The following is a 20,598-nucleotide window of genomic DNA, read 5'->3' as shown; positions in this document are numbered from 1 at the left end:
TAAATTGCTAGAACTTAACGATTTGCATATATATGCATGCGTGTGTATAATATGTAAAAATAGAAGATCTTGCGAGTATGAATACAAATAAAAGAGTATAAAATATTCTGCACAAACTAAATTACAGGAGACTCTCATGCACAAGATTATTCAAAAGTGGAATAACATTGACCTTATTCTGCGTATTGTCATTGGTCTTTTTCTTGGCGCTGCACTTGGTCTTTTTGTGCCAGCTCACGTTTACGTGTTAGATCTTATTGGAAAGCTGTTTGTGAGCGCACTTAAATCCGTTGCGCCTATCTTGGTATTTTGCCTTGTGATTGGAGCGCTTGCAAAAGCAAAAAGTGTTGGAAACATGAAGCTTGTAATCGTGTTGTATGCGATTTCTACTTTCACTGCAAGCCTTATAGCTGTATGTGCAGCTATGATTTTCCCTGTTGACTTCACTTTTGCGCATGTTGAAGCAGCATCTTCACCATCTCCTCAAGGAATCGGTGAAGTTCTTAATTCTCTTGTGTTAAATATTGTTGTAAACCCTGTAGACGCTCTTGCTAAGGGAAACTTTATTGGTATTTTATTCTGGGCAATTGCCTTTGGTGTAGCGCTTCGTTTGGCTGAGCCTTCCACTAAAGCATTCTTTGATAACGTTTCGTCTGCTATTGGAAAAATTGTTCACTGGATTATTAACGCAGCGCCTTTCGGCATTATGGGTCTTGTTTATACAACAGTGGCAAGCAATGGTCTTCGTATTTTTAGTGAATACGGTTCCGTTATTGCCTTATTAGTATGCACTATGGCTGTTGTTGCTTTGATTGTTAATCCAATTTTGGTTTTTGCTCTCACTGGCAAGAATCCGTATCCTCTTGTATTGCGAACGTTGCGCGATTCGGGAGTTACAGCGTTCTTTATGCGTTCTTCTGCTGCAAATATCCCTGTAAACATGAATTTGTGCGAAAAACTCGGTTTTAACAAAGACAATTACTCAGTTTCTATATCGCTTGGATCAACCATTAATATGAGTGGTGCTGCTATAACGATTTCGATTATGGCTTTGTGTGCTGCTCACACTCTTGGGATTTACGTTGATATTCCAACAGCTGTGATTTTGTCTGTGCTTTCTGCAGTTAGCGCTGCAGGCGCGTCTGGTGTTGCTGGTGGTTCGCTTTTGCTTATACCTCTTGCGTGCTCATCGTTTGGTATTTCAAACGATATTGCTATGCAAGTAGTTGCTATTGGTCTTATTATTGGCGTGATTCAAGATTCGTGCGAAACTGCGCTTAACTCTTCCACAGATGTTCTCTTTACGGCAGTTGGCGAATATCGCATGTGGCAGCGTGCAGGTCTTAAGTTTAAGATGGGCAAGGATCACGAGCCAGTACAACTTAAAAAGTAGCTGTTTTAGCTGTTTTAGCTGTTGTTAAGTATTATTATTAGTGCGCGTTCTTCCGTTTTTACGTTTTAGATCGCGCACTTTTGTTATGTTTTGCGAGGTGTTGTTGTAAATGAATCTAGCAGATGTTCAACTAAAAGAGTACGAAAAATATAATAGCAAAGATATTTTAAGACTATATGATTCTGTTGGTTGGTCTTCGTATACAGATGATTTAGTTGCTTTAGAAAATGGCTTTAACAATTCACTCAAGGTTTTAGCTGCGTATAAAAATGATGAGCTAGTTGGAATTGCTAGAGCTGTTGGTGACGGATATACGGTTGTTCTTATTCAGGATATTCTTGTTTTGCCAGAGTATCAAAGGCAGGGAATAGGCTCTGCTTTGTTAAATGCGATTGTGGATTTTTACCCTAATGTTCGTCAAATTCAATTAACCACGGATTGTACTGAAAAAACTATTGCTTTTTATAAATCTGCTGGTTTTATTGAGTTATCAGAAATCGAGTGCTGCGGTTTTATAAAAGACAGAGCATGATTGCGTATTAGGCTTTAGGAAAGTGGTAGGTTGTGTTTGCAGGAATACTGCGGTTAATCCACGCGTTTGCTGCGATTATACTTCCGCTTCCTATTGTGGTTTCTCCGCCTAAGATTGTTGCGTTTGCGTAGATTACTACGTTATCGCCAATATTTGGATGCCGCTTTCCGCCTTTTATAGGATTTCCATCCTCGTCTAGCGCAAAACTTTGTGCACCCAGCGTTACGCCTTGGTAAAGCTTAACATGCTCGCCGATTACAGTTGTTTCGCCAATTACAATGCCAGTTCCGTGATCAATGCAAAAATATGCGCCAATTTTTGCTCCTGGATGAATGTCGATTCCAGTTCTTCTGTGTGCATATTCGCTCATAAGTCTAGGAATTAGCGGTACGTTAAGTTCGTATAGTGCGTGAGCTGTGCGGTGAATAAGCATCGCATAAAAACCAGGGTATGCGAGTGTGACTTCTACTTTGCTTGTGCAAGCAGGATCGCCTTCATACATGGCTTGAATATCTGTTAAAAGTAACTTTTTAATTGTAGGAAGAGTATTTATAAATTGATTGCAAGTTTCTCGAATTTTAATTGTGTTGCTTGTGTAGCATTGAAGTTCGTGGAATATAATGCGTTCTATAGTGTCTAATGCGTTTGAAGTAACGGTATTTAAACTAGCGTTAGTATTCAAACTAGCGTTGAGTTGTGTAGCCTCGTTGCTTTCATTGCGCACATGCAACTCAGGCAAAAGTAGAGCCTGAGTCGCATGTATGAGCGCAATAATATTTCGGTAATTAGGTATGAATGTAGCTTGTCTTATGTCTGAATCGTAAATTGAGTTTAGTTGATTTATAAGATCAAGGCGATCATTCATACATTTCTCCCGTTATTTTTATTATTTTTCTTTATTTTATAGTTTTGATCATTATCTAATAATGTTATTTATTATCCATATATTATCCATATATTATTTAATCAAAACTTGCGTATTTACAGTAGCGCTCCTAAATGTAGTTAGTCTTCAAATAATGCTGTAGACAAGTATCGATCTCCTGAATCGGGAAGTATTGCAACAATGGTTTTACCACTGTTTTTTTCTCTTTTTGCTTCTTGGATTGCTGCCCAGATTGCAGCTCCAGAAGAAATACCCACGAGAACGCCTTCTTTTTTGCTTATAAGCTTGCCGTTTTCAATTGCGTCTTCATTTGTCACATGAATAATGCGATCGTAGATGTTTTTGTTGAGCACATCTGGCACGAATCCTGCGCCGATTCCTTGAATCTTGTGCGCTCCTGGCTTGCCGCCTGCGAGCACAGGGGATTCGGCTGGTTCTACTGCGATTACTTCCAGATGTGGATTTTGTTCCTTTAAATATGTGCCAGTACCTGTGATTGTGCCGCCTGTTCCAACGCCAGCAATGAGCATATCCACGTTTCCGTCAGTGTCTTGCCAAATTTCTGGACCTGTTGTGTTGTAGTGCGCGTGCACATTTGCTTGATTTGTAAACTGTCCTGGAGTCCACGCGTTTGGCGTGTTTTCAACGATTTCCTTCGCTTTGGCAATTGCGCCTTTCATTCCTTCTGCAGCTGGGGTGAGCACGAGTTCGGCGCCGTATGCTTTCATAAGTTTTCTGCGTTCAATAGACATGCTTTCTGGCATAACAATAATGCTTTTGTATCCTTTTGTTTGAGCAATCATTGAAAGACCAATGCCAGTATTTCCAGAGGTTGGCTCAACAATTACTGAGCCTGGTTTAAGCGTGCCTTCGGCTTCTGCTTCTTCAATCATCTGCTTTGCAATTCGGTCTTTTACAGAGCCTGCTGGGTTGAAGTATTCGAGTTTTACAAGGATTTTTGCTGCTAGATTATACTCTTTTTCAATGTGCGTAAGCTCCATAAGTGGAGTGTGGCCTACGAGTTCTTGCATGGACTTGTAAATATTAGACATAATATTTCCCCTTACTTGTTTGTTGTTTTACTTGTTTGTTTTTGTTTTGTTTGATTTGTTTTTAATTTTTAAAAAATGATTTTATTAATAAAGCGACTATTGCTTTATTAGTTGTTTCTAAAGATGCCATTTATCTGTTTAATATCTAATCCGTATTAAATTGTTATCTTTTCAACGTCTTATATTCGATTTTTGGCATAAAAAAAGAAACAGCGCGCTGTTTCTTGAATCGTAATTTGCTGTGTTTTAACGTAAATGCTTTTTAACACAGGCTAGATGATGCATACTTAGTGCTTGCAAACATCATTTCGATTAAGAAATGCGCAACAGCATACGTTACAACAACAATTTGTCATCATATTTGTATGATACATGCGCACTCCTTTACTAGTAGAAATGGTGATAAGTGAAGACTATAGCGAATGGATCTGTGTTTGTCAAACTTTGATATGTACTCCTTCTCATGCGTGAGTGTCTCTGTTTGGCGATAGTAGCCAATCGCCCGAGAATTTGTTGTGTTTGGCTGATTTGTGATTTTCGTGCGATAATGTGCGTGCTGGTATATAGGATTGAATGGCTTGTAGAATTAGTCGATTGTATGAAAGAGTTGATTATATGACAGAATATGATTTGCCGATTTTAGAGTATGATTACGATAAAAGTGCAGTTTTAATGCCAAAACACGATAATATTTCTGTTCAGCTTCCATCTAAAGCGGTTTTTGCTTTCTTAGGCGATGAAATTGATCAGTATGCTTTAAGTAGGAAAGCTACGATTGTAGCAAATTTTGAATCTGCAACTAAAGTATATCCAATATATGTTTTGGAAGAAAAAGTAGAGAAAAAAGTAAGAGAAAATACAGGCAGCGAAGTAGAAGAAGAAACGCAAAAAATCTGCTTAGTGCAGGCTCCAGTTGGTGCTCCTGCCGCTGTTCAGATCTTAGACTGGCTGATTTCTTACGGTGTTAGCGAAGTTGTTAGTGCTGGTTCTTGCGGATCGCTAGTTGATTATGCGGAAAATGTTTTCCTGGTTCCGTATAAAGCTTTAAGGGATGAGGGGACTTCTTATCATTATTTGCCTCCAAGTCGTTATGTTGACGTTTCAGAGCGCTCGAGACGTGCTATTTTACAAACTTTACAGGCGCACAATTTGCCTTATCATGAAGTTAAAACGTGGACTACGGATGGGTTTTTCCGTGAAACTAAGACGAAAGTTGCTAATCGTAAGCAGGAGGGATGCGCGGTTGTTGAGATGGAGTGTTCTGCTTTAGCGGCTTGTGCGCAAATGCGTGGGATTGTTTGGGGTGAGATTCTTTACACTGCAGATACTTTGCACGATGTTGAAAATTACGATGAGCGCAATTGGGGTGGAGACTCTAAAGCGTATGCTCTTGAGCTTTGTATTGAAGCAACGTTGCGCATTTGACACGTTTACACTGATAATACATATGGAATCAGTGTTTTAATTTGATTTTTTTTTTTAACTCTATGCTTATTATTTCTGTCAAGAATTACGTATAAATGCGTTTAAGTATTACGTTAAGGGTTAATAATCATGATAAGTATGATAGTGTAGCTTTCAATGCTTTGTAGCGAGTGAATAAGCAAATAGCTTATGAAGATGCTAGCTGCGAAAATGCTATTAGAGAAGAGATAATAGAAATAGTATAGATATAAAGGAAGTGAGAGGTAGCGAGAATGAGTAAAACTGACAACGCGGCAAATCAGCAATCGCCCGCGAATCAAAATACTGTGGCGAATCAGCAATCGTCCAAACTGTATCCCGACGTGAAAAATTACGTAAAACTATTTTTCAAGGAAAACAAACTTGTAGCTTTTCTTTCGATGATAGTTTTTATTGCCCTGTCTATGATTTACACTGCTATTTCTTGGATTTTGCAAATTATTTTCGACTATATGTCTGGCAAAGGAGCCTTCTCTTTAACTACTATTTTTCTGCTTGTCGCTTCCTTTATGCTGGTAATCTCCCTGATTTTTGCGTTGAAGCGCAGTGCGTACCCCCGCTTTCTTGAAAAAGCAATGAATCAGTATAAAGAGTCTGTTATTAAGAAGCTTTTAAAAAAGAGTTATAGTGATTTTTCGCTTGCGAATTCTGGCACGTATCTTTCTGTACTTACTAATGATTGCGAGCGTATTCAAGAAAAGTATTTGAAGAAGATTTTTGACTTTGTTCAAGACGTTCTTATGCTTGTAAGCTCGCTAGCTCTTATGATTTACTATAGTCCATTGCTCACTGTTATTGCTCTTATTATTTCTGTGCTTCCAATGGCGTGCTCGATTCTTACAGCTAATGGAATTGCCACTCGAGAGGAGCAGGTTTCTAAGTCGAATGAGTCTTATACGGCTCTGACTAAGGATGTTTTGAACGGAGTTTCGGTTATTAAGAGTTTTAAGGCGGAGCAGGAGGTTATTAACCGTTATCAGAATCAGTCGATGGAGCTTGAGCATACTAAGAATCTTCGCGAAAAAACGATGATTACTGTTTCTGCTCTTGGAACGATTTCAAGCCTTGCAACTCAGCTTGGCGTGATGCTTGTTGGCGCTTGGATGGTTAACGCTCATGTTGGTGTTATTACTGCTGGAATGGTGTTAGCTTTCACTAATTTGATGAATGGAGTGCTTCAGCCTATTGCAAGTCTTCCGCAAATGTTTGGCGAGATGAAGGGTGCTAAGAAGCTTATTAGCAAGATGGCTGATTATATGAGTAACGTTAAGGAAGATTCTGGCGATATTATTGACGATTCTATTAAAAGCATTGTTTTGCGAGATGTTTCGTATTCTTACGATGCTGATCGTAAAGTCTTGAAAAACGTAAATCTAACTTTGCAAGCTGGAAAATCTTACGCGATAGTAGGGCCTTCTGGTGCTGGTAAGAGTAGTTTGATTAATTTGCTTATGGGATACTACAAGGATTATAAGGGTAGTGTGCAGCTGAATAATCACGAACTTAGCAATGTGAGCAAGAGTTCGCTTTATGATAAGACGACTCTTATGCAGCAGTCTGTGTTTATGTTTGATGCTTCGATTTTAGATAATATTACGCTTTTTAAGCCATTTCAGGACGCGGAGGTGGATCGCGTGATTCACTTGGCTGGTTTGGATAATTTGATTGCTGCTAAAGGCAAGGACTATCAGTGTGGCGAGAACGGTAGTCATCTTTCTGGCGGTGAAAAGCAGCGTATTGCTATTGCGCGAAGCTTGCTTAAAAAGTCCGAGATTCTGCTGGTTGATGAGGCAACGAGCGCGTTAGATAACGAGACGAGCGCGAACGTAACGCAGTCTATTTTGGATTTGCAAGGAATTCTTCGACTTGTTGTAACTCACCGCTTGGATGCTAATTCGCTTAAGCAATATGATGAGATCCTTGTGATGAAAAGCGGCGAGCTTATTGAGCGCGGAAGCTTTGAGGAGCTTATGAATCAGAAGGCTTACTTCTACTCGCTTTATACTGTGTCTATGTGAGTATATGGCGCTGGCTTGGGCTGGCTTGCGCTGGTTTGTTGTAATGCGCTGTGCAATTTCAATCTCGGTAAAAATATTAACGCAGCATGCTTTCTGCGATAGTAGCCAATCGCCCGCGAATTTGCATCGATTGGCTACTTTGGTATTGGATACTTTGCGATTAGCACTCTGATTATTCCGTTTCTGCTATCTGCAATTATTTCGTTCACGATAAGTGTTCACAAATTCTTCAACAGATAGGAACGTATCTTCATAACCCAGTTTCTCACACAGCTTCACAACATCTGGCTTGTCGAGCTGTGCAATAGAAAGTATGTCGTCTCGCCTAAAAGCGTCGCGCGCAGCACCGTCAAAAAGAATTCGACCATTTGAAAGCACAACAACGCGATTAAATACTCGAGCCACAAAATCCATATCGTGAAGAACAGCTATAATAGTTTTTCCCTGAGAAACAAGGTGCTTAATAATTGATTCAATACAACGTTTTCCGCGATCGTCCTGAGCAATCGTAGGCTCATCTAAAATAACAACTTTCGTATCCATTGCTAAAATTGACGCAATAGAAACCATTTTCCTTTCACAAAGACTTAAATCGTAAGGATTTAAGTAGCTTTTATCTAAAAGTCCTACGAGTTTTAGACTTTCTTTTGCTTGGATCAATGCTTGACTCTTATCAATTCCAATTTTTAAAAGTCCAAACATTACTTCGCGTATAACCGTTGATTCAAAAATCTGGTCATCTGGATTCTGGAATACGAATCCAATATCTTTAGCAAGAGAGGGAACAGTACATTCTGCAATATCTTTACCATTTAATAAAACGCTTCCAGATTTCGGCGTAAGAAGTCCTCTAAGGATTTTAAGTAAAGTTGTTTTTCCAGTGCCATTTTGACCAACAATAGCACATGCTCCAGGTGCAAAAGACAAATTTAGATTATTGAATATTTGTGATGTTGGAGTATGAGAAAAAGACACATTTCGTATTTGAATAGTAGGAGTCATGATAAGCGATTCCCTTCATTTGATTTTAAAATGTGTGACGTTTGTTCAAGAGTTATTGGATACAAGCCATTATTGTTTTTTAACGAAAGTTTTTTACAAATTTGAGTATAAACAGGAGGATTTACGCCATATTCTTCCAAGTCTTCGCGAGAAAAGATTTTTTGCGGAGTATCAAAATCAATGAGTTTTCCTTCGCTTAAAAGCATTACGCGGTCGCTATATTGCGCGATTTTTTCCATTTTGTGCTCAACCATAATAATAGTTTGACCCTGATTTTTTAAGGATTCTACCGACTTAAAAACCTCTTCAGAACCTTTAGGATCAAGTTGCGAAGTTGGCTCGTCTAAAATTATTACTTCTGGTTGCATAACTAAAATAGCGGCAATAGACATTCGCTGCATTTGACCGCCAGATAAATCGTATGGAGAACAATCTTTAAGATGGGCAATGTTGAGCATGTCCATGATTTTCTCTACGCGACTTTGCATTTCGTTTTGCTCAATTCCAAGATTTTCAAGCCCAAACGCAATTTCTTCGTAAACAGTAAGTTTAGATCCAGTAATTTGATTAAAAGGATTTTGAAAAACTAAACCAACTTTTTTGCAAAGACTGTCTATTGGCGTAGTTTTTGCATTAAGACCGTCTACCTCAACTTTGCCGCCGTATGCTCCGTGGTAAAGATTAGGAACAAGACCTAAAATGGCTTGAGATAATGTTGATTTTCCAGCTCCATTAGCACCTATTATTCCAATAAATTCGCCTTTATGAATATCGCAAGAAATGTCATTAAGTGCAAGAGTATTACTATAAGGATAGCGATATTTTAAGTGCTCTATATGAATAGCTGCCATGCTATATATCCTGAATTATGAAGCAACGCATAAATAATAGACGCTATTATTACAATTAAACAAGCGCATAAAAATAGCGTATTGTATTTGCTTGGCTTAAATGGTTTTATGAATGTTTTTTGATTATTGCACGAAAATCCGCGAACTTCTAAAGCTATAGTTCTTTCTTTAGAACTCATAAATGAAGACATTATAATCGGGGATATTAAAGGCAAAAAAGCTTTGAAACGCGTTATAAGAGAACCTTTTGTTTTCAATCCTCTGCTTCTTTGAGCGTCAACAATAGTCGAAGTTTGCTGTGTTATTTGAGGAATGATTTGGAATAGAGATACAAAAACATAACCCATCTTAGGTGGTAATCCAGCTTGTATCATCTCTTGCATCATATTAGAAGGTTTAGTTGTAAGCGTTAAAACACAAAATGCAAACGAAATATTTAATATATTTAGCACAATCTTCATAGCTACTTCAAAACCTTCTTTGCGAGCAATCAAAGGTCCTAGTTTGAATAAAATCGTGTAATTTCCTGATCTAAAGAAAGTCTGAACTATAAAAATAGTTACAATAATAAAACCAGTAACTTGTATTACGATTTTTATTTTTGCTAGAACCTTTGATGTTGCAAGTAAGATTAGGCTCAAAATAATAAAGATAGCGAAAGAACTATAGCCTCCAAGCAAACTCGGTGTACTTGTAGCGCATATTACGTATGCAAGCTTGGTTTTTGCAGATAGTCCGTTTAGAAACGAATGCTTATCTTCAAATAGGCTGATGCTTTTCATGCTATCTCGTCTTATTGTGCTTATATTAAAACTTGTAGAACTTAGCGTTTATGCGATTTATTTTCTGGTGATAAACGTTTATTTATCAAGATCTTCGTCATCTGATTGATATATGGCTATTAAACTCTTAGGAAGAACTTTATAAATTCCAGCTGCAAGGAACAAAACAACAATCTTGTCTGGTATATCTACAACAAGCTCATCTACGAATGATGCAAAGAAGCCTTTGGAACCCATTGCTGCAAAAACAGCGTCACCCCAAACGTTTCCAGTGGTTCCGCCCCAATAAATCATGTTTAGAGGTGTAGAAATGATTATTGCGATTGCTGCAACAATAAGGCTTGTTATAAAAATGTGTAGGCCTTTGTCCATATATTTTAATCGTGCAGCGATTCCAACGCTTACTCCAATTGCTGCAGCTGTAATGCTATAGACTGTAGAAATTGGATCAATTGTTAAGCCGTAAACAATATTGGTTAAAAATCCAGCAATTCCGCCTACAACAGGCCCAGCCAAGCATGCTGAAATGCAAGTGCCTAGTGTGCCAAGCCAAAGTGGTAGTTTTAGCATGCTTGCAAATAGTTTCGCAACATAATTTATGCCGATTGCGGCTGGTATTAGTACGAGTGAAGCAGTAGTTAATTTAACGCTCCAAATATTTTTTAGTTTCTTTACCATTTTTGAACTTCCTATCAGTTAAGGAATAAATTCAAGTTCATTATACGCTTTGAGAAATGTTATTAAAGTAGTTGAAAATTAATGTGTTATAAATTGTAATCTTGTTTATTTTTTGTTATTTTAACTGATTCTTTATTATTTATTTTGTATTAAATTTTTGCGGAAAATAATCACAGCTATACCACTTCTCTAGCAAAATCAAAGTTGTTATTATTTTGTTATTTGACTATTTCACTATTCCAAATTTTGCTATCACAAATTTAACTATTCAAAAATTCTAGTATTCCAAATAATGATTATTTATGATAAAAAAATATAAGAGATTTTTATGCCTTTTATAAAAATGTTGTTACGAAAATATTGTTATAAAAATATTGGTGATTATAAGAGGGAGATGACGATGAATGTAAAACATAGTGGTGTGTTTACAAATCCCGAAGTTTTAGAAAGACTTAATAAATTAGAAAAATCTCCTCAAATGCAAGGGAAATTAAATGAGTTAAAAGAAGGCGTAAAAAATAACGCTTTTGACCCAATGCGTTTAATCCCATTAATACCAGTTGTACTGATTATTGGTGCTGTTGGCAATTATCTGCCTTCTCTTGATTACTCTACTTATAAATATCCTTTACTCATAATAATTGCTTTTGTTGTTTGCTTTGCTGGCAAGTTTTTTGTAACAAATAAGGTTGATGTAAATACTCTATATGCGAATAATGTCTTAACGCCGATTCTAAATGCGATTCTGCCTGGAACGGTATTAGAAAATTCTGAAGGAATTGACGACAGTATTTTTAATAATCTTCTGCCAATATCTAGTATTTATTATTCAAATAAACACATAATTTTTGGCGATGAATTCAAAACTGAATTTTCAAACATGCAAGCAATGCACACTTCTAGAAGTGAAAGTGGAAAAACTGTTAAAAAAACGGATTTTATTGGGCAGGTCTTATTAATAAACGCAAAAACCAATATAAATGGTCACATTAGAATCGTTCCCGTTACTGGAAAGAACTTTATGGGGCAAAAACTAAGTGGATACTATGGCAAAAAAACAAAAGAGGAGAGTGAAGTTCAAACAGAATCCATTGAGTTTAACAACTCGTATTCAATCTTTTCTACAGACGATTTTTATACAAAGCTTGTATTAGATCCAAGTTTTATAGAATTATTGAATAATTTGCAAAAAAGAATGAGAGTTTGCATATATCTAGATAGCGAGCATATTATTGCAGCTTTTGATTCTGGTCGGTATATATTAGGAAATCCTGGAAAATCTGGAATAGAAAACCTATCTTTAACAAGAGAATATGCAAGATTTAGAGATGTTTTGGCTGAATATTACGAAATAATCAGCGTAATTAGAGAAAAATTGCAAAATTAGAAGCTAGAAAATTGCGATACTGGCGAATTGCAAAAGCAGAAAAACTAAGACTAGAGAAAACTAAGACTAGAGAAAGACTAGAACTAAAGGAGACATTATGAGTGACATTATGGATAGCATTATAGATAGGGACACCATTTTAATAGTTATTGCAATAGTGCTTGTAATGATTATTGGTTGGTTTATTGGCACTTTAAATAGATTAAGAAAATATAGAGTGATTATAAAAGAGTCGCAGAAAAACGTTGATATTGCGCTCGCTAAAAGATATGACACGATTTGCCAAATGTTCAAAGTTGCACAGTCATTTGCAAAATATGAAAAAACAACATTAGTGGATTTAGTGAGTCTAAGAGAAGGCTTAAACTCTGATGATTCTAGTGCGGTAATAAAAAATCAGAATCATGCGATAGGGAAGATTTATGCTTTGGCAGAAGCCTACCCAGAATTAAAGTCTTCTGAACAATTTCTGAATTTGCAAGAAGAAGTGAACGACGAAAACGAGCAATTGGCTGCAGCAAAAAGAATTGTAAATAGTAATATCAGCGCTCTTAATCAAAATATTGTTACTTTCCCAGTTTCGCTTATTGCAAGATTAAGCGGAATAAAGCAGATGGATTTTCTTGATGAAGATGATTTAAGCAATAAGAAGAATATTGATAGCATACTGAGCTAGCGAATATGTTTAGTTAGTGAAAATGTTTAGCTAGACGGTATATCTAATGTAGGCAATCGCCCGCGAATTTGCATCGATTGGCTACATTTGTATTGGTTGATTGGTGTTTTTAAAAATAAACGCCAGTTAGTTTAGTTCAACTTGACTGGCGTTTATTAGTTATTTGCGTTATTGGTTATCTGTGCTCGTTACTTGCTGTGCTTGCCAATGCGCGTGCGTTTAAGCGAAAATGCGCCGAAAGCTGACAGCAGGAACGCTAATCCAGTGCCTGCAATGGTTGAGGTTGTAGAACCTGCGCGTGCAAGCGGTTCGTGCGTTTGTAGAGTCGGTGCTTCTTCCACAGTCTCTTCTTGCGTTGGTTCCGGTTCTGGTTCCAGTTCTGTCACTGGCATTGGCATTTGTTCTAGCGCAGGAATTATAGGAACTGGAATAGGCTCCGATTTCGTAGTTGGAACAGGAGTTGGTTCCGGCTTTGGTGGTTCCGGTTTAGGTGGTTCCGGTTTAGGTGGTTCCGGCTTAGGAGATTTTGGATTAGGATTTGGATTAGGATTTGGATTAGGATTTGGATTAGGATTTGGATTAGGATTTGGATTAGGATTTGGATTAGGTGTTGGATTAGGTGTTGCTTTTATCACGTCAAAGAATGCATTGATAAAAGCAACATGTCCTGGGTTGTTCTTCTCATGTAACGTTATACCCGGCTCATAGGTATATTTTGGCGTTTCTGCTGGATTAAGAACCATTGGAAGATTATCCAACTTAGAGCCATCTGTGTTGTAAGAATCCCCAACCTGAGCATCTTTATTCGCGGTAAATGTAATTGAATAATCCGTATGCAGCACATACGACACATTCATATCCATCAAAGACGTCTGCCGATTTCGAGTAAACAGAACCTTTTTTATTTCCACTTCCTTTGGTTCTGGATTCAATACCTTCATAAATTCATCAGTAATATCCTTAATTGGCTTACGATTTTCATCTACCAGATAAAACTTGAGTGGCACCGTTTTTGTTTCTCCCGGCTTAAGATAAATAGGGCCATTAGCATACATGGCAGTTACTGTTCTACTAACATTATTGTCGCCAAGATCACTAAATTTATACTGCTGCTTTGTTAGAGGATTAGTTCCAGGTTCGCCTTCAAAAATATCATTCCTATTTTTATACGCCTTGAATTTCTTAAATTCACCTACCGTCATATAGTCTGAGCCATCTTTACCTTTATGGATCGTTGCTATATACACAGGAATTTCGCGGCTTATTTCGCCATTCTTCCAGGCAATCGTAGGAGCGCCATCAAAATTCTTATTCAGAAAGTCGTAGGTCAAACCTTCCAGCCCTACGCCACCGACTTTTTGTTCAAGATTGTGTTTTGCAAAGCTATACGTGCCTATTGTTGTCTGGTTAATTGAGTCCCACATCTTCTGTGAATTTTGATCTTTGAAGAACCATGGCGTTTCTTTGATGTTTTCTTCTGTTGTTTTTCCGTCCTTCGTGATTTTTAGCGTAACGTTGCTGAGTTTTCTTGCGGAAATAGCTTTACCGTCTTCTGTAAACGCTGCAACATCTGTCATTGTCAACGCGTTTGTATTGGGATTGTAACTGAGATACTGAGCGTACGCCCTTATTTGTTCAGTATTAGTATTTTTATCGTTATTTATTACTTGCCACTGAACCTGTTTGTCGTTACTGTCCGTTGCAGTTCCAGATGCCAATACATTAGTAGCAGACTCAGGTGGCTTTGGGACTGGTGGTGTAACAGGTGGCTTTGGCTGTGGTGTTGGTGGAACAACGGGTGTCTGTGGCTTATTTACAGTAATGTTTTGCAATATGCCCAACGTTATATAGTCTGAATCTTTGCCCGTATGGGTTGTTGCCATGTATACAGGAATTATGCGGCTTGTTTCACCTTCCTGCCAGTCTGTTATTATTGGCGTGCCCTCAACTTTGCGCGCACTAAAGTTGTATTTCAAACCGCTAAGGTGTTTGCCGCCAACTTTTTGTTCTTGATTGTATCTCGTAAAGTTGTACGAACCGATTGTTGTTTTATCAATTTCATCCAAAATATTCTTTAAATATTGACTTTTGTAGAACCATGGTGTTTCTTTAATATTGCTAATGATTGTAGGCGTCGTTTCATTGTTGTTTGTAACTTTTAAGGTAATTTCGTTATATTTTCTTGCAACAACATTTGCTGCTTCATTCTTGAATGGCAAATTGCTCATAGTTGCGATTAGCTTATTATTATTAGAATCATAATTGAGCTGTTTGCCATATTCGCTCATCTTTGCCGCGTCAGTGGCTTTGATATTACTGGAATTATCCGTTACTTGCCATTTGACTTGTGTGCCGTTCTTATCGGTCGCTGTCCCCGATGCTAATTCATTGCTTGTTGAATCAGCGTGTGATGTGTTTTGCTGAACATCATTATCTGTTGTTACGCCTTTGGAATCAACAGTTGTTTGAACCGTATTTGTATCGTAGTCGCGATCTTCACTGGTAGTGTTGTTGTGGTTAGTAGATTTATCATTTTTTAAATTATGCTGATTAGTGGAATCGGTATGTGGTGGGGGGGGGGTATTTGTTTTTGTGCTACTATTTGCACTCTCAACATTATTTCCATTGACACTACTTGCAATAGCATTAGAAGCATAAGCGGTTTGGCTCATGCATACTGCGCAAGCTGCGGTCGCAATACCCATCATGGTTGAGGTCAGAATGATTTTCGTTGTCTTATTCATAAAATACCCAATTAATTAACTAAACCTTTGTTACTTTATTTCATAAAATATAACAAATACATAATTGCATATTACATTATAACGATTTTGATAAAAAATATAAGTGTTTATTGATAATTTTATCAATAAACACTTATATGCGTTTTGAAATACTTAATCTCTATTGAATATTTAACTAAATATTTAGCTAAATAATATAAGATATTTAGTATCTAATCTTAAGAAATAATCTGCTAAATAAACTGAGATATTACAATACCTGCAGCCATAAGTGGAATGTTGAAGATAAGGAATGTTGGAATGCAAGTATCCCAAATGTGGCTATGCTGACCATCTGCATTTAGGCCAGAAGTAGGGCCAAGCGTTGTATCGGAAGCAGGGGAGCCTGCGTCTCCAAGAGCTGCAGCAGAAGACATAAGAATAATTGTTGCAGGAGTGCTAAAACCAATGCTTTGGCAAAGAGGCACGAACAAAACTGCAAGAATAGGAACCGTGCCAAACGAAGTGCCTATGCCCATAGTTACAAGCAAACCAATAATCGTAATAACGAATGCAGCGATTAGCTTGTTTTGACCCATAGAAGCAACGCCAAAGTGTACAAGCTCATTAACTCCGCCCGTAGCTTGAATCACGTTAGCGTAGCCGCCAGCAATGAGCATAATAAATGCAATAAGACCCATAAGCTTAACGCCGCCCATAAGCTGCTTATCGATATCTTTCCATGCAACGGCTCTAAAAATAATCATGGTTGCAAGACCTGCAAGAGAAGAAAGTGAAAGATCCTTACTAATAACTTGAACTACTACAACAACAATAATCGCAAGCATGGTTACATAGTGTGCTTTAGTAAGCGGGCCAACAACAGCGTCCGCTGCGCGAGTATCTGCTTCGGTTGTTTTATATTCGCGAGGCTTTCTGTATAGCACAAACACGGCGAATAGGAGGGCTGCAAGCATTGCAGCACCTAAATACCAGTTCACAGCGCTAACGTCTGAAACGCTAACTTTCATACCATTTTTAGAAAGATTAGTTGCAATAACTGTTTGGAAAATTAAGCCAAAGCCAAATGGAATAGCAATGTATGGCACTTCTAGTCCGAACGCAGTGCAGCATGCGGCGGCGCGGCGATCTAGCTTAAGCTTGTTCATAATGGAAAGAATTGGCGGAATAAGAATAGGAATGTAAGCAATATGAACAGGCACAATATTTTGAGACATGCATGCAATAATTGTTAGAACTGCAAGAAGAATAAATTTGTTTGTGCCGATAAGTTTACTGATTTTTTTAGAAATGATTTGAGCTAGGCCAGTTGCTGTAATTGCTTCTGCAAAAGTACCAAGAAGAATGTAGGCGAGCGCAGTTTGCGCATTTGTGGAAAAACCATCACATAGCAAAGCCATAATAGTATGGCTTCCATCTCCAAAAAGAGGGAGATGTCCAGCTATGCCTCCTGCAACGCATGCAACAATCATTGCGAGTAAAACATTGAGTTTAGCGAGACTTAACGCGCATAACACTACAACCGATACGATTACCGGATTGCATAGAATGTTTAAAATCTGCATACTGTTTCACCTCTTTTTAAAGTTATCTTCATTTTGATGTTTGCAAATAATATGTTTTTCAATTTTGATAATTTTTAAATTTTAATAATTAAAGACAATATAACATAAAAACATACGTAAAATTTTTATTGGCAAAATAAAGATATTAAGTATGCTTGAAATTTACATGTTTGAATCATAAATGTGACATTTTGTCACTATATATCGTGTTTTTATGGTTAAAACATAAACAAATGAACAAAATGTCTAAAAATAAGTTAATATTTGTTCGCCTTGAATAGTACGATGAAAGTACTTTCAGGAGATTAACGTCAATAATTGGTCTCTTAATTTATAACCTTTTGTTGCAACATAGCAATATGAGGTAGTCGCCAAAATCATTATAGGCGATATCAGAATTAAATATTGAGTCTGAAGTTAGAAGAATCAAAAAAATCAAAAAAATCAAAATAAAACCAAAAAATTGAAAATTGAAAATTAAAAATCCACGATTAAAGAGTAAAAGGAGGAATGCTCGACGATTGCAATAGAAGCGTGCCGTACAGTTTCGCTTCAAATGCTTATTTCGTCGCATGTAAATTATGCAAGAAGAACAAACGCTTATAGAAGCGAAAGAATTAGGATTAAAAAAATTTAGAAAATCTCCATTTTGGAATGTGTCACTAAAAGTTAAGCCGCACGAAATTGTAGCAATATCTGGAGAACACGGTTCGGGAAAATCTGCTCTATTACTAGCATTGTCGGGCTACATGAAGTTTACGAATGGAACGTTAAAAATCGCAAACTTGAATCTTCCAGCAGATACAAAAGAATCACGTCAATACGTTGGTCTGGGACTGTTCAATGGAATCAATGAATTCTACAACACTCAAACAATAGAAGAAGTGCTTATGAGCGAGCTAAAACTCGCGAGTGCATCGCCTCTATTTCGCGAACAATACAAGAATAATGTTAAAAATCGCGAAGCTCTACATCAATACGCGTATAACGTTCTAGCGTATTGGAAAGTGTTATCTCCTAGAGAAACTGCTATTGGTGATCTAACACCATGCGAGCGCATGAGATTGGGAATCGCACTTGCTTTGCTAAAAAAGCCGTGGATTCTTTTTGTAGACGGCGTAGAAACTGAGCTTACTAGTGAGCAAAGCGAATGCTTACTTTCCGATATTCGCGAATATGTTAGCAAAAACTACTGCTCCTGCCTTGTTGGAGTTTTGCAAAGTGAGTTAGAAAAGCAAGCGGATCAAGTCTTAAGACTTATGCCAAATAATGAGAAAGCAGAAAATTCTCATACTGATTCTCAACTTGCTACAAGTGAAGCAAATGGTGGTGAAAACAATGCACGTTAATACTATTGCTCTTGCATTTCGTGAGCTTAACAATACGATGAAAGGAAAAGCTCGAAAGCTTGTTATTGGAACCGTAGCTTTGATTCCACTTTTATACGGATCGCTTTACTTGTGGGCGTTTACAAATCCTTATAAGACTTTGGATACTGTTCCAGTCGCAGTTGTTGTGGAAGATAACGGTGCGATGATAAACGGCAAAATGCGCAATGTTGGTGATGAAATCAAGAATCGTTTAAAGAATCAAAAAGATGGAAGTGAAGGATTCCAGTGGAACTTTGTAAATAGCGCTAAAGCAAACAAAGGACTTAAAAATGGCGATTACTTTATGGTAGCAACTATTCCAGCTTCCTTCAGTAAGTGCATTGCTTCCGCGCAATACGATACTCCAACTAAAGCAAAACTTCACGTAAAGTACGATCAAGCAAGCAATATGCTGGCTTCACAAATTGGTAAAACTGCTTTCCGCACTATGCGTACTGAGATTAGCGAGGCGATTGCTCAGGAATATTGGGAGCATATGTTTGAAAAAGTAAATTCTGCTTCTGATTCTCTTAATTCAGCAGTGAGCGGTTCTGGCGATTTAAGCGCTGGAATGCAATCGCTTAATGGCGGAGTAGATAAGCTTGCTGATGGATCGATCAAGCTTACTCAATCTTTGCAAAAACTACAAAACGGATTAAGTGAACTTCAAAAGGGAGCGCAATCGCTTAGCAATGCAAATGCACAGAGCAAAGATGGAGCGCAATTCTTAGCTCAAAAAACTAACGATTTGGCAAATGGCGCAAATCAGCTAAATAGTGGAGCGCAAACGCTACATAACGCAACAGACGAATTATATAATGGTGCGCAAAAGCTTTCAGATTCTAGTGCGCAGCTTGAAGAACATGTTAAAGCAGGAAACGAGGCTACAAAAAATCAGCTTGCTCAATTGCTTGTTGAAGCGCAAAATCCGCTTGTAACAAAAGAGCTTGTGTTAGAAAAATTGCAAGGTCTTGCAGGAGGATTAAGCGAAAATTCTAAGCTCTTAGAGACGAATCTTTCGGCATTGAGTCAAGGTGCTGGAGCACTTTCTTCTGGTAGTTTGAAGATAAAAGCTGGAGTTGACGCCGTTTCTAAAGGAATATCAAGCGTTCACAATGGCTCGTCGCAGCTTTCCGCTGGAGCAAATAAGCTGGCGGAAGGTCTTAATAAAGTAAGCAATGGCAGTGAAAAGCTTAATAATGGTATTAATTCTGCTGCGCTTGGGTCTGCAAAAATAGTTGATGGATCAAGTCAATTGAATTCTGGAGTTCAAAAGCTTTCTGAAAACACTCCAAAGCTTGTTGATGGAGCTAAAAAGTTGCATGAAGGTCTTAAAAATGCTCAAAATTCTAGCAAAATCAACAATATTAAGCAAAAAAGCAAGATGATGAGTGCGCCAGTTGCGCTTAAAGAGCATGATTATTCGCATGTTGAAAACTACGGAACTGGCTTTGCGCCTTACTTTATTTCGATAGGTCTTTGGGTTGGTGCGCTTATGGCAACTTTTGTTTTGAGAGTTATGGATAGGCGAGCAATTCTTAATGGTATGAATCCGCTTAAAAGTGCGCTTATTAGTTTTACGCCGTTTGTGCTTATGGGCGTTGTGCAAGCGATTATTCTTATGGGCGTTGTTCACGGAGCGTTGAAGTTGCAGATTGACAACGTTGCTGCATTCTACGCGCTGGGGATTATAGCGTCAATAGTCTTTATGGCCATAATGCAAATGATTATGGCAGTGTTTAAGATTCCGGGAAGAATAGTTGCGATTGTGCTACTTATGCTGCAAATAACTAGCTCTGCAGGAACTTTCCCAGTGCAAATGACGCCATCGTTCTTTAGGGTGGTTCACCCATATTTGCCTATGACGTACTCGATTCTTGGGCTTCGTCAAGCAATGGCTGGAAAGAACAGTGGCGCAATAACATCCAGCATTGGAATTCTTGTGCTTTTCGGTGTGATTGCAATTGCAATAACAAGCATTGTTGCGCGTATGAAGCGTACTGTAACAATGTTTGATTTGCATCCTGTAATTACATTGGAGGCATGAGAATACGACAATGAGTAGGTAGTAATTACTGTGATTGCTGGAGTTACTGAAGTTGCCATAATATAAAAATTGCAACCGAGTGCTGCTCAAATTTGTACCCAAGTTAAGTATGACTACTTATGATATTGTTCATACTAGCGTAGTTGTTCAG

16 protein-coding genes are annotated in these 20,598 nt (G+C 37.8%); 8 read left to right on the top strand and 8 right to left on the bottom strand.

Going from position 1 to position 20,598, the window contains the following annotated elements; genetic code table 11:
* Positions 1–136 precede the first annotated feature (136 nt).
* Positions 137–1,393 (top strand): serine/threonine transporter SstT, encoded by a 1,257-nt coding sequence (sstT, locus tag HXT25_RS00595; protein WP_004117528.1) that lies wholly within the window; start codon positions 137–139, stop codon positions 1,391–1,393.
* A 109-nt stretch (positions 1,394–1,502) separates the two neighbouring features.
* Entirely contained in the window at positions 1,503–1,925 is a 423-nt protein-coding gene (locus tag HXT25_RS00590; protein ID WP_004113245.1) for a GNAT family N-acetyltransferase, read from the top strand.
* Positions 1,926–1,932: 7 nt separating this feature from the next.
* Here HXT25_RS00590 and epsC read toward each other — a convergent pair whose 3' ends face one another.
* Entirely contained in the window at positions 1,933–2,790 is an 858-nt protein-coding gene (gene epsC, locus HXT25_RS00585; RefSeq protein ID WP_004117532.1) for a serine O-acetyltransferase EpsC, read from the bottom strand.
* A gap of 140 nt (positions 2,791–2,930) precedes the next feature.
* Positions 2,931–3,863: a cysteine synthase A gene (gene cysK, locus HXT25_RS00580; RefSeq protein ID WP_422118558.1), complete on the bottom strand. Its 933-nt coding sequence runs from the start codon at positions 3,861–3,863 to the stop codon at positions 2,931–2,933.
* 615 nt (positions 3,864–4,478) lie between these two features.
* Between cysK and HXT25_RS00575 the strand changes: the two genes are divergently transcribed.
* Together HXT25_RS00575 and HXT25_RS00570 are read left to right on the top strand one after the other, a co-directional pair.
* A complete protein-coding gene (locus tag HXT25_RS00575; RefSeq protein WP_004114793.1) occupies positions 4,479–5,288 on the top strand; it encodes a nucleoside phosphorylase in 810 nt (269 codons plus the stop codon).
* A gap of 272 nt (positions 5,289–5,560) precedes the next feature.
* A complete protein-coding gene (locus tag HXT25_RS00570; protein WP_410313057.1) occupies positions 5,561–7,345 on the top strand; it encodes an ABC transporter ATP-binding protein in 1,785 nt (594 codons plus the stop codon).
* A gap of 186 nt (positions 7,346–7,531) precedes the next feature.
* On the opposite strand, the gene HXT25_RS00565 is transcribed toward HXT25_RS00570, so the two are convergent.
* The 4 genes from HXT25_RS00565 to HXT25_RS00550 form a co-directional block, all read right to left on the bottom strand.
* Positions 7,532–8,347, bottom strand: coding sequence for an energy-coupling factor ABC transporter ATP-binding protein (locus HXT25_RS00565; protein WP_422114262.1), 816 nt, complete (start codon positions 8,345–8,347; stop codon positions 7,532–7,534).
* Positions 8,344–9,198 carry an energy-coupling factor ABC transporter ATP-binding protein gene (locus tag HXT25_RS00560; RefSeq protein WP_422114261.1) on the bottom strand — a complete coding sequence of 285 codons (855 nt, stop codon included), beginning with the start codon at positions 9,196–9,198 and terminating at the stop codon, positions 8,344–8,346. The genes HXT25_RS00565 and HXT25_RS00560 overlap by 4 nt, the downstream gene beginning before the upstream one ends.
* A complete protein-coding gene (locus HXT25_RS00555) occupies positions 9,180–9,980 on the bottom strand; it encodes an energy-coupling factor transporter transmembrane component T family protein (RefSeq protein WP_004138180.1) in 801 nt (266 codons plus the stop codon). The genes HXT25_RS00560 and HXT25_RS00555 overlap by 19 nt, the downstream gene beginning before the upstream one ends.
* Before the next feature lie 78 nt (positions 9,981–10,058).
* Positions 10,059–10,658, bottom strand: coding sequence for a sensor histidine kinase (locus HXT25_RS00550; RefSeq protein WP_004114802.1), 600 nt, complete (start codon positions 10,656–10,658; stop codon positions 10,059–10,061).
* 400 nt (positions 10,659–11,058) lie between these two features.
* On the opposite strand from HXT25_RS00550, the gene HXT25_RS00545 reads away from it, so the two are divergent.
* Complete coding sequence (locus tag HXT25_RS00545; protein WP_422114464.1) at positions 11,059–12,045, top strand: DUF3137 domain-containing protein; 987 nt, start codon at positions 11,059–11,061, stop codon at positions 12,043–12,045.
* Between the two features lie 97 nt (positions 12,046–12,142).
* The gene (locus tag HXT25_RS00540; RefSeq protein WP_422114260.1) at positions 12,143–12,721 is read left to right on the top strand and encodes a LemA family protein; all 579 of its coding nucleotides are present in this window, start codon (positions 12,143–12,145) and stop codon (positions 12,719–12,721) included.
* A 188-nt stretch (positions 12,722–12,909) separates the two neighbouring features.
* Here HXT25_RS00540 and HXT25_RS00535 read toward each other — a convergent pair whose 3' ends face one another.
* Positions 12,910–15,465 carry a hypothetical protein gene (locus HXT25_RS00535; RefSeq protein ID WP_422118557.1) on the bottom strand — a complete coding sequence of 852 codons (2,556 nt, stop codon included), beginning with the start codon at positions 15,463–15,465 and terminating at the stop codon, positions 12,910–12,912.
* 233 nt (positions 15,466–15,698) lie between these two features.
* Positions 15,699–17,030 (bottom strand): Na+/H+ antiporter family protein, encoded by a 1,332-nt coding sequence (locus tag HXT25_RS00530; protein WP_004113204.1) that lies wholly within the window; start codon positions 17,028–17,030, stop codon positions 15,699–15,701.
* Positions 17,031–17,611: 581 nt separating this feature from the next.
* Here HXT25_RS00530 and HXT25_RS00525 point away from each other — a divergent pair.
* Together HXT25_RS00525 and HXT25_RS00520 are read left to right on the top strand one after the other, a co-directional pair.
* On the top strand, positions 17,612–18,379 hold the full coding sequence (locus tag HXT25_RS00525; RefSeq protein ID WP_065189362.1) for an ATP-binding cassette domain-containing protein: 768 nt from the start codon (positions 17,612–17,614) through the stop codon (positions 18,377–18,379).
* Positions 18,369–20,447: a YhgE/Pip domain-containing protein gene (locus tag HXT25_RS00520; RefSeq protein WP_162861890.1), complete on the top strand. Its 2,079-nt coding sequence runs from the start codon at positions 18,369–18,371 to the stop codon at positions 20,445–20,447. The genes HXT25_RS00525 and HXT25_RS00520 overlap by 11 nt, the downstream gene beginning before the upstream one ends.
* The last annotated feature ends 151 nt before the right edge of the window (positions 20,448–20,598 follow it).

Source organism: Gardnerella sp. DNF00476 (assembly GCF_049262735.1).
GTDB classification, from domain to species: Bacteria; Actinomycetota; Actinomycetes; order Actinomycetales; family Bifidobacteriaceae; genus Bifidobacterium; species Bifidobacterium vaginale.
Note: the sequence above shows the minus strand (reverse complement) of the source record. Positions and strands in the feature narration are given on the sequence as shown.

Excerpts from the sequence above, each read along its gene's own strand:
- HXT25_RS00545 (WP_422114464.1), top strand. The coding sequence starts at position 11,059 with ATGAATGTAAAACATAGTGGTGTGTTTACAAATCCCGAAGTTTTAGAA.
- cysK (WP_422118558.1), bottom strand. The coding sequence starts at position 3,863 with ATGTCTAATATTTACAAGTCCATGCAAGAACTCGTAGGCCACACTCCA.
- HXT25_RS00540 (WP_422114260.1), top strand. The coding sequence starts at position 12,143 with ATGAGTGACATTATGGATAGCATTATAGATAGGGACACCATTTTAATA.
- sstT (WP_004117528.1), top strand. The coding sequence starts at position 137 with ATGCACAAGATTATTCAAAAGTGGAATAACATTGACCTTATTCTGCGT.
- epsC (WP_004117532.1), bottom strand. The coding sequence starts at position 2,790 with ATGAATGATCGCCTTGATCTTATAAATCAACTAAACTCAATTTACGAT.
- HXT25_RS00535 (WP_422118557.1), bottom strand. The coding sequence starts at position 15,465 with ATGAATAAGACAACGAAAATCATTCTGACCTCAACCATGATGGGTATT.
- HXT25_RS00590 (WP_004113245.1), top strand. The coding sequence starts at position 1,503 with ATGAATCTAGCAGATGTTCAACTAAAAGAGTACGAAAAATATAATAGC.
- HXT25_RS00530 (WP_004113204.1), bottom strand. The coding sequence starts at position 17,030 with ATGCAGATTTTAAACATTCTATGCAATCCGGTAATCGTATCGGTTGTA.
- HXT25_RS00520 (WP_162861890.1), top strand. The coding sequence starts at position 18,369 with ATGCACGTTAATACTATTGCTCTTGCATTTCGTGAGCTTAACAATACG.
- HXT25_RS00560 (WP_422114261.1), bottom strand. The coding sequence starts at position 9,198 with ATGGCAGCTATTCATATAGAGCACTTAAAATATCGCTATCCTTATAGT.
- HXT25_RS00550 (WP_004114802.1), bottom strand. The coding sequence starts at position 10,658 with ATGGTAAAGAAACTAAAAAATATTTGGAGCGTTAAATTAACTACTGCT.
- HXT25_RS00565 (WP_422114262.1), bottom strand. The coding sequence starts at position 8,347 with ATGACTCCTACTATTCAAATACGAAATGTGTCTTTTTCTCATACTCCA.
- HXT25_RS00570 (WP_410313057.1), top strand. The coding sequence starts at position 5,561 with ATGAGTAAAACTGACAACGCGGCAAATCAGCAATCGCCCGCGAATCAA.
- HXT25_RS00525 (WP_065189362.1), top strand. The coding sequence starts at position 17,612 with ATGCAAGAAGAACAAACGCTTATAGAAGCGAAAGAATTAGGATTAAAA.
- HXT25_RS00555 (WP_004138180.1), bottom strand. The coding sequence starts at position 9,980 with ATGAAAAGCATCAGCCTATTTGAAGATAAGCATTCGTTTCTAAACGGA.
- HXT25_RS00575 (WP_004114793.1), top strand. The coding sequence starts at position 4,479 with ATGACAGAATATGATTTGCCGATTTTAGAGTATGATTACGATAAAAGT.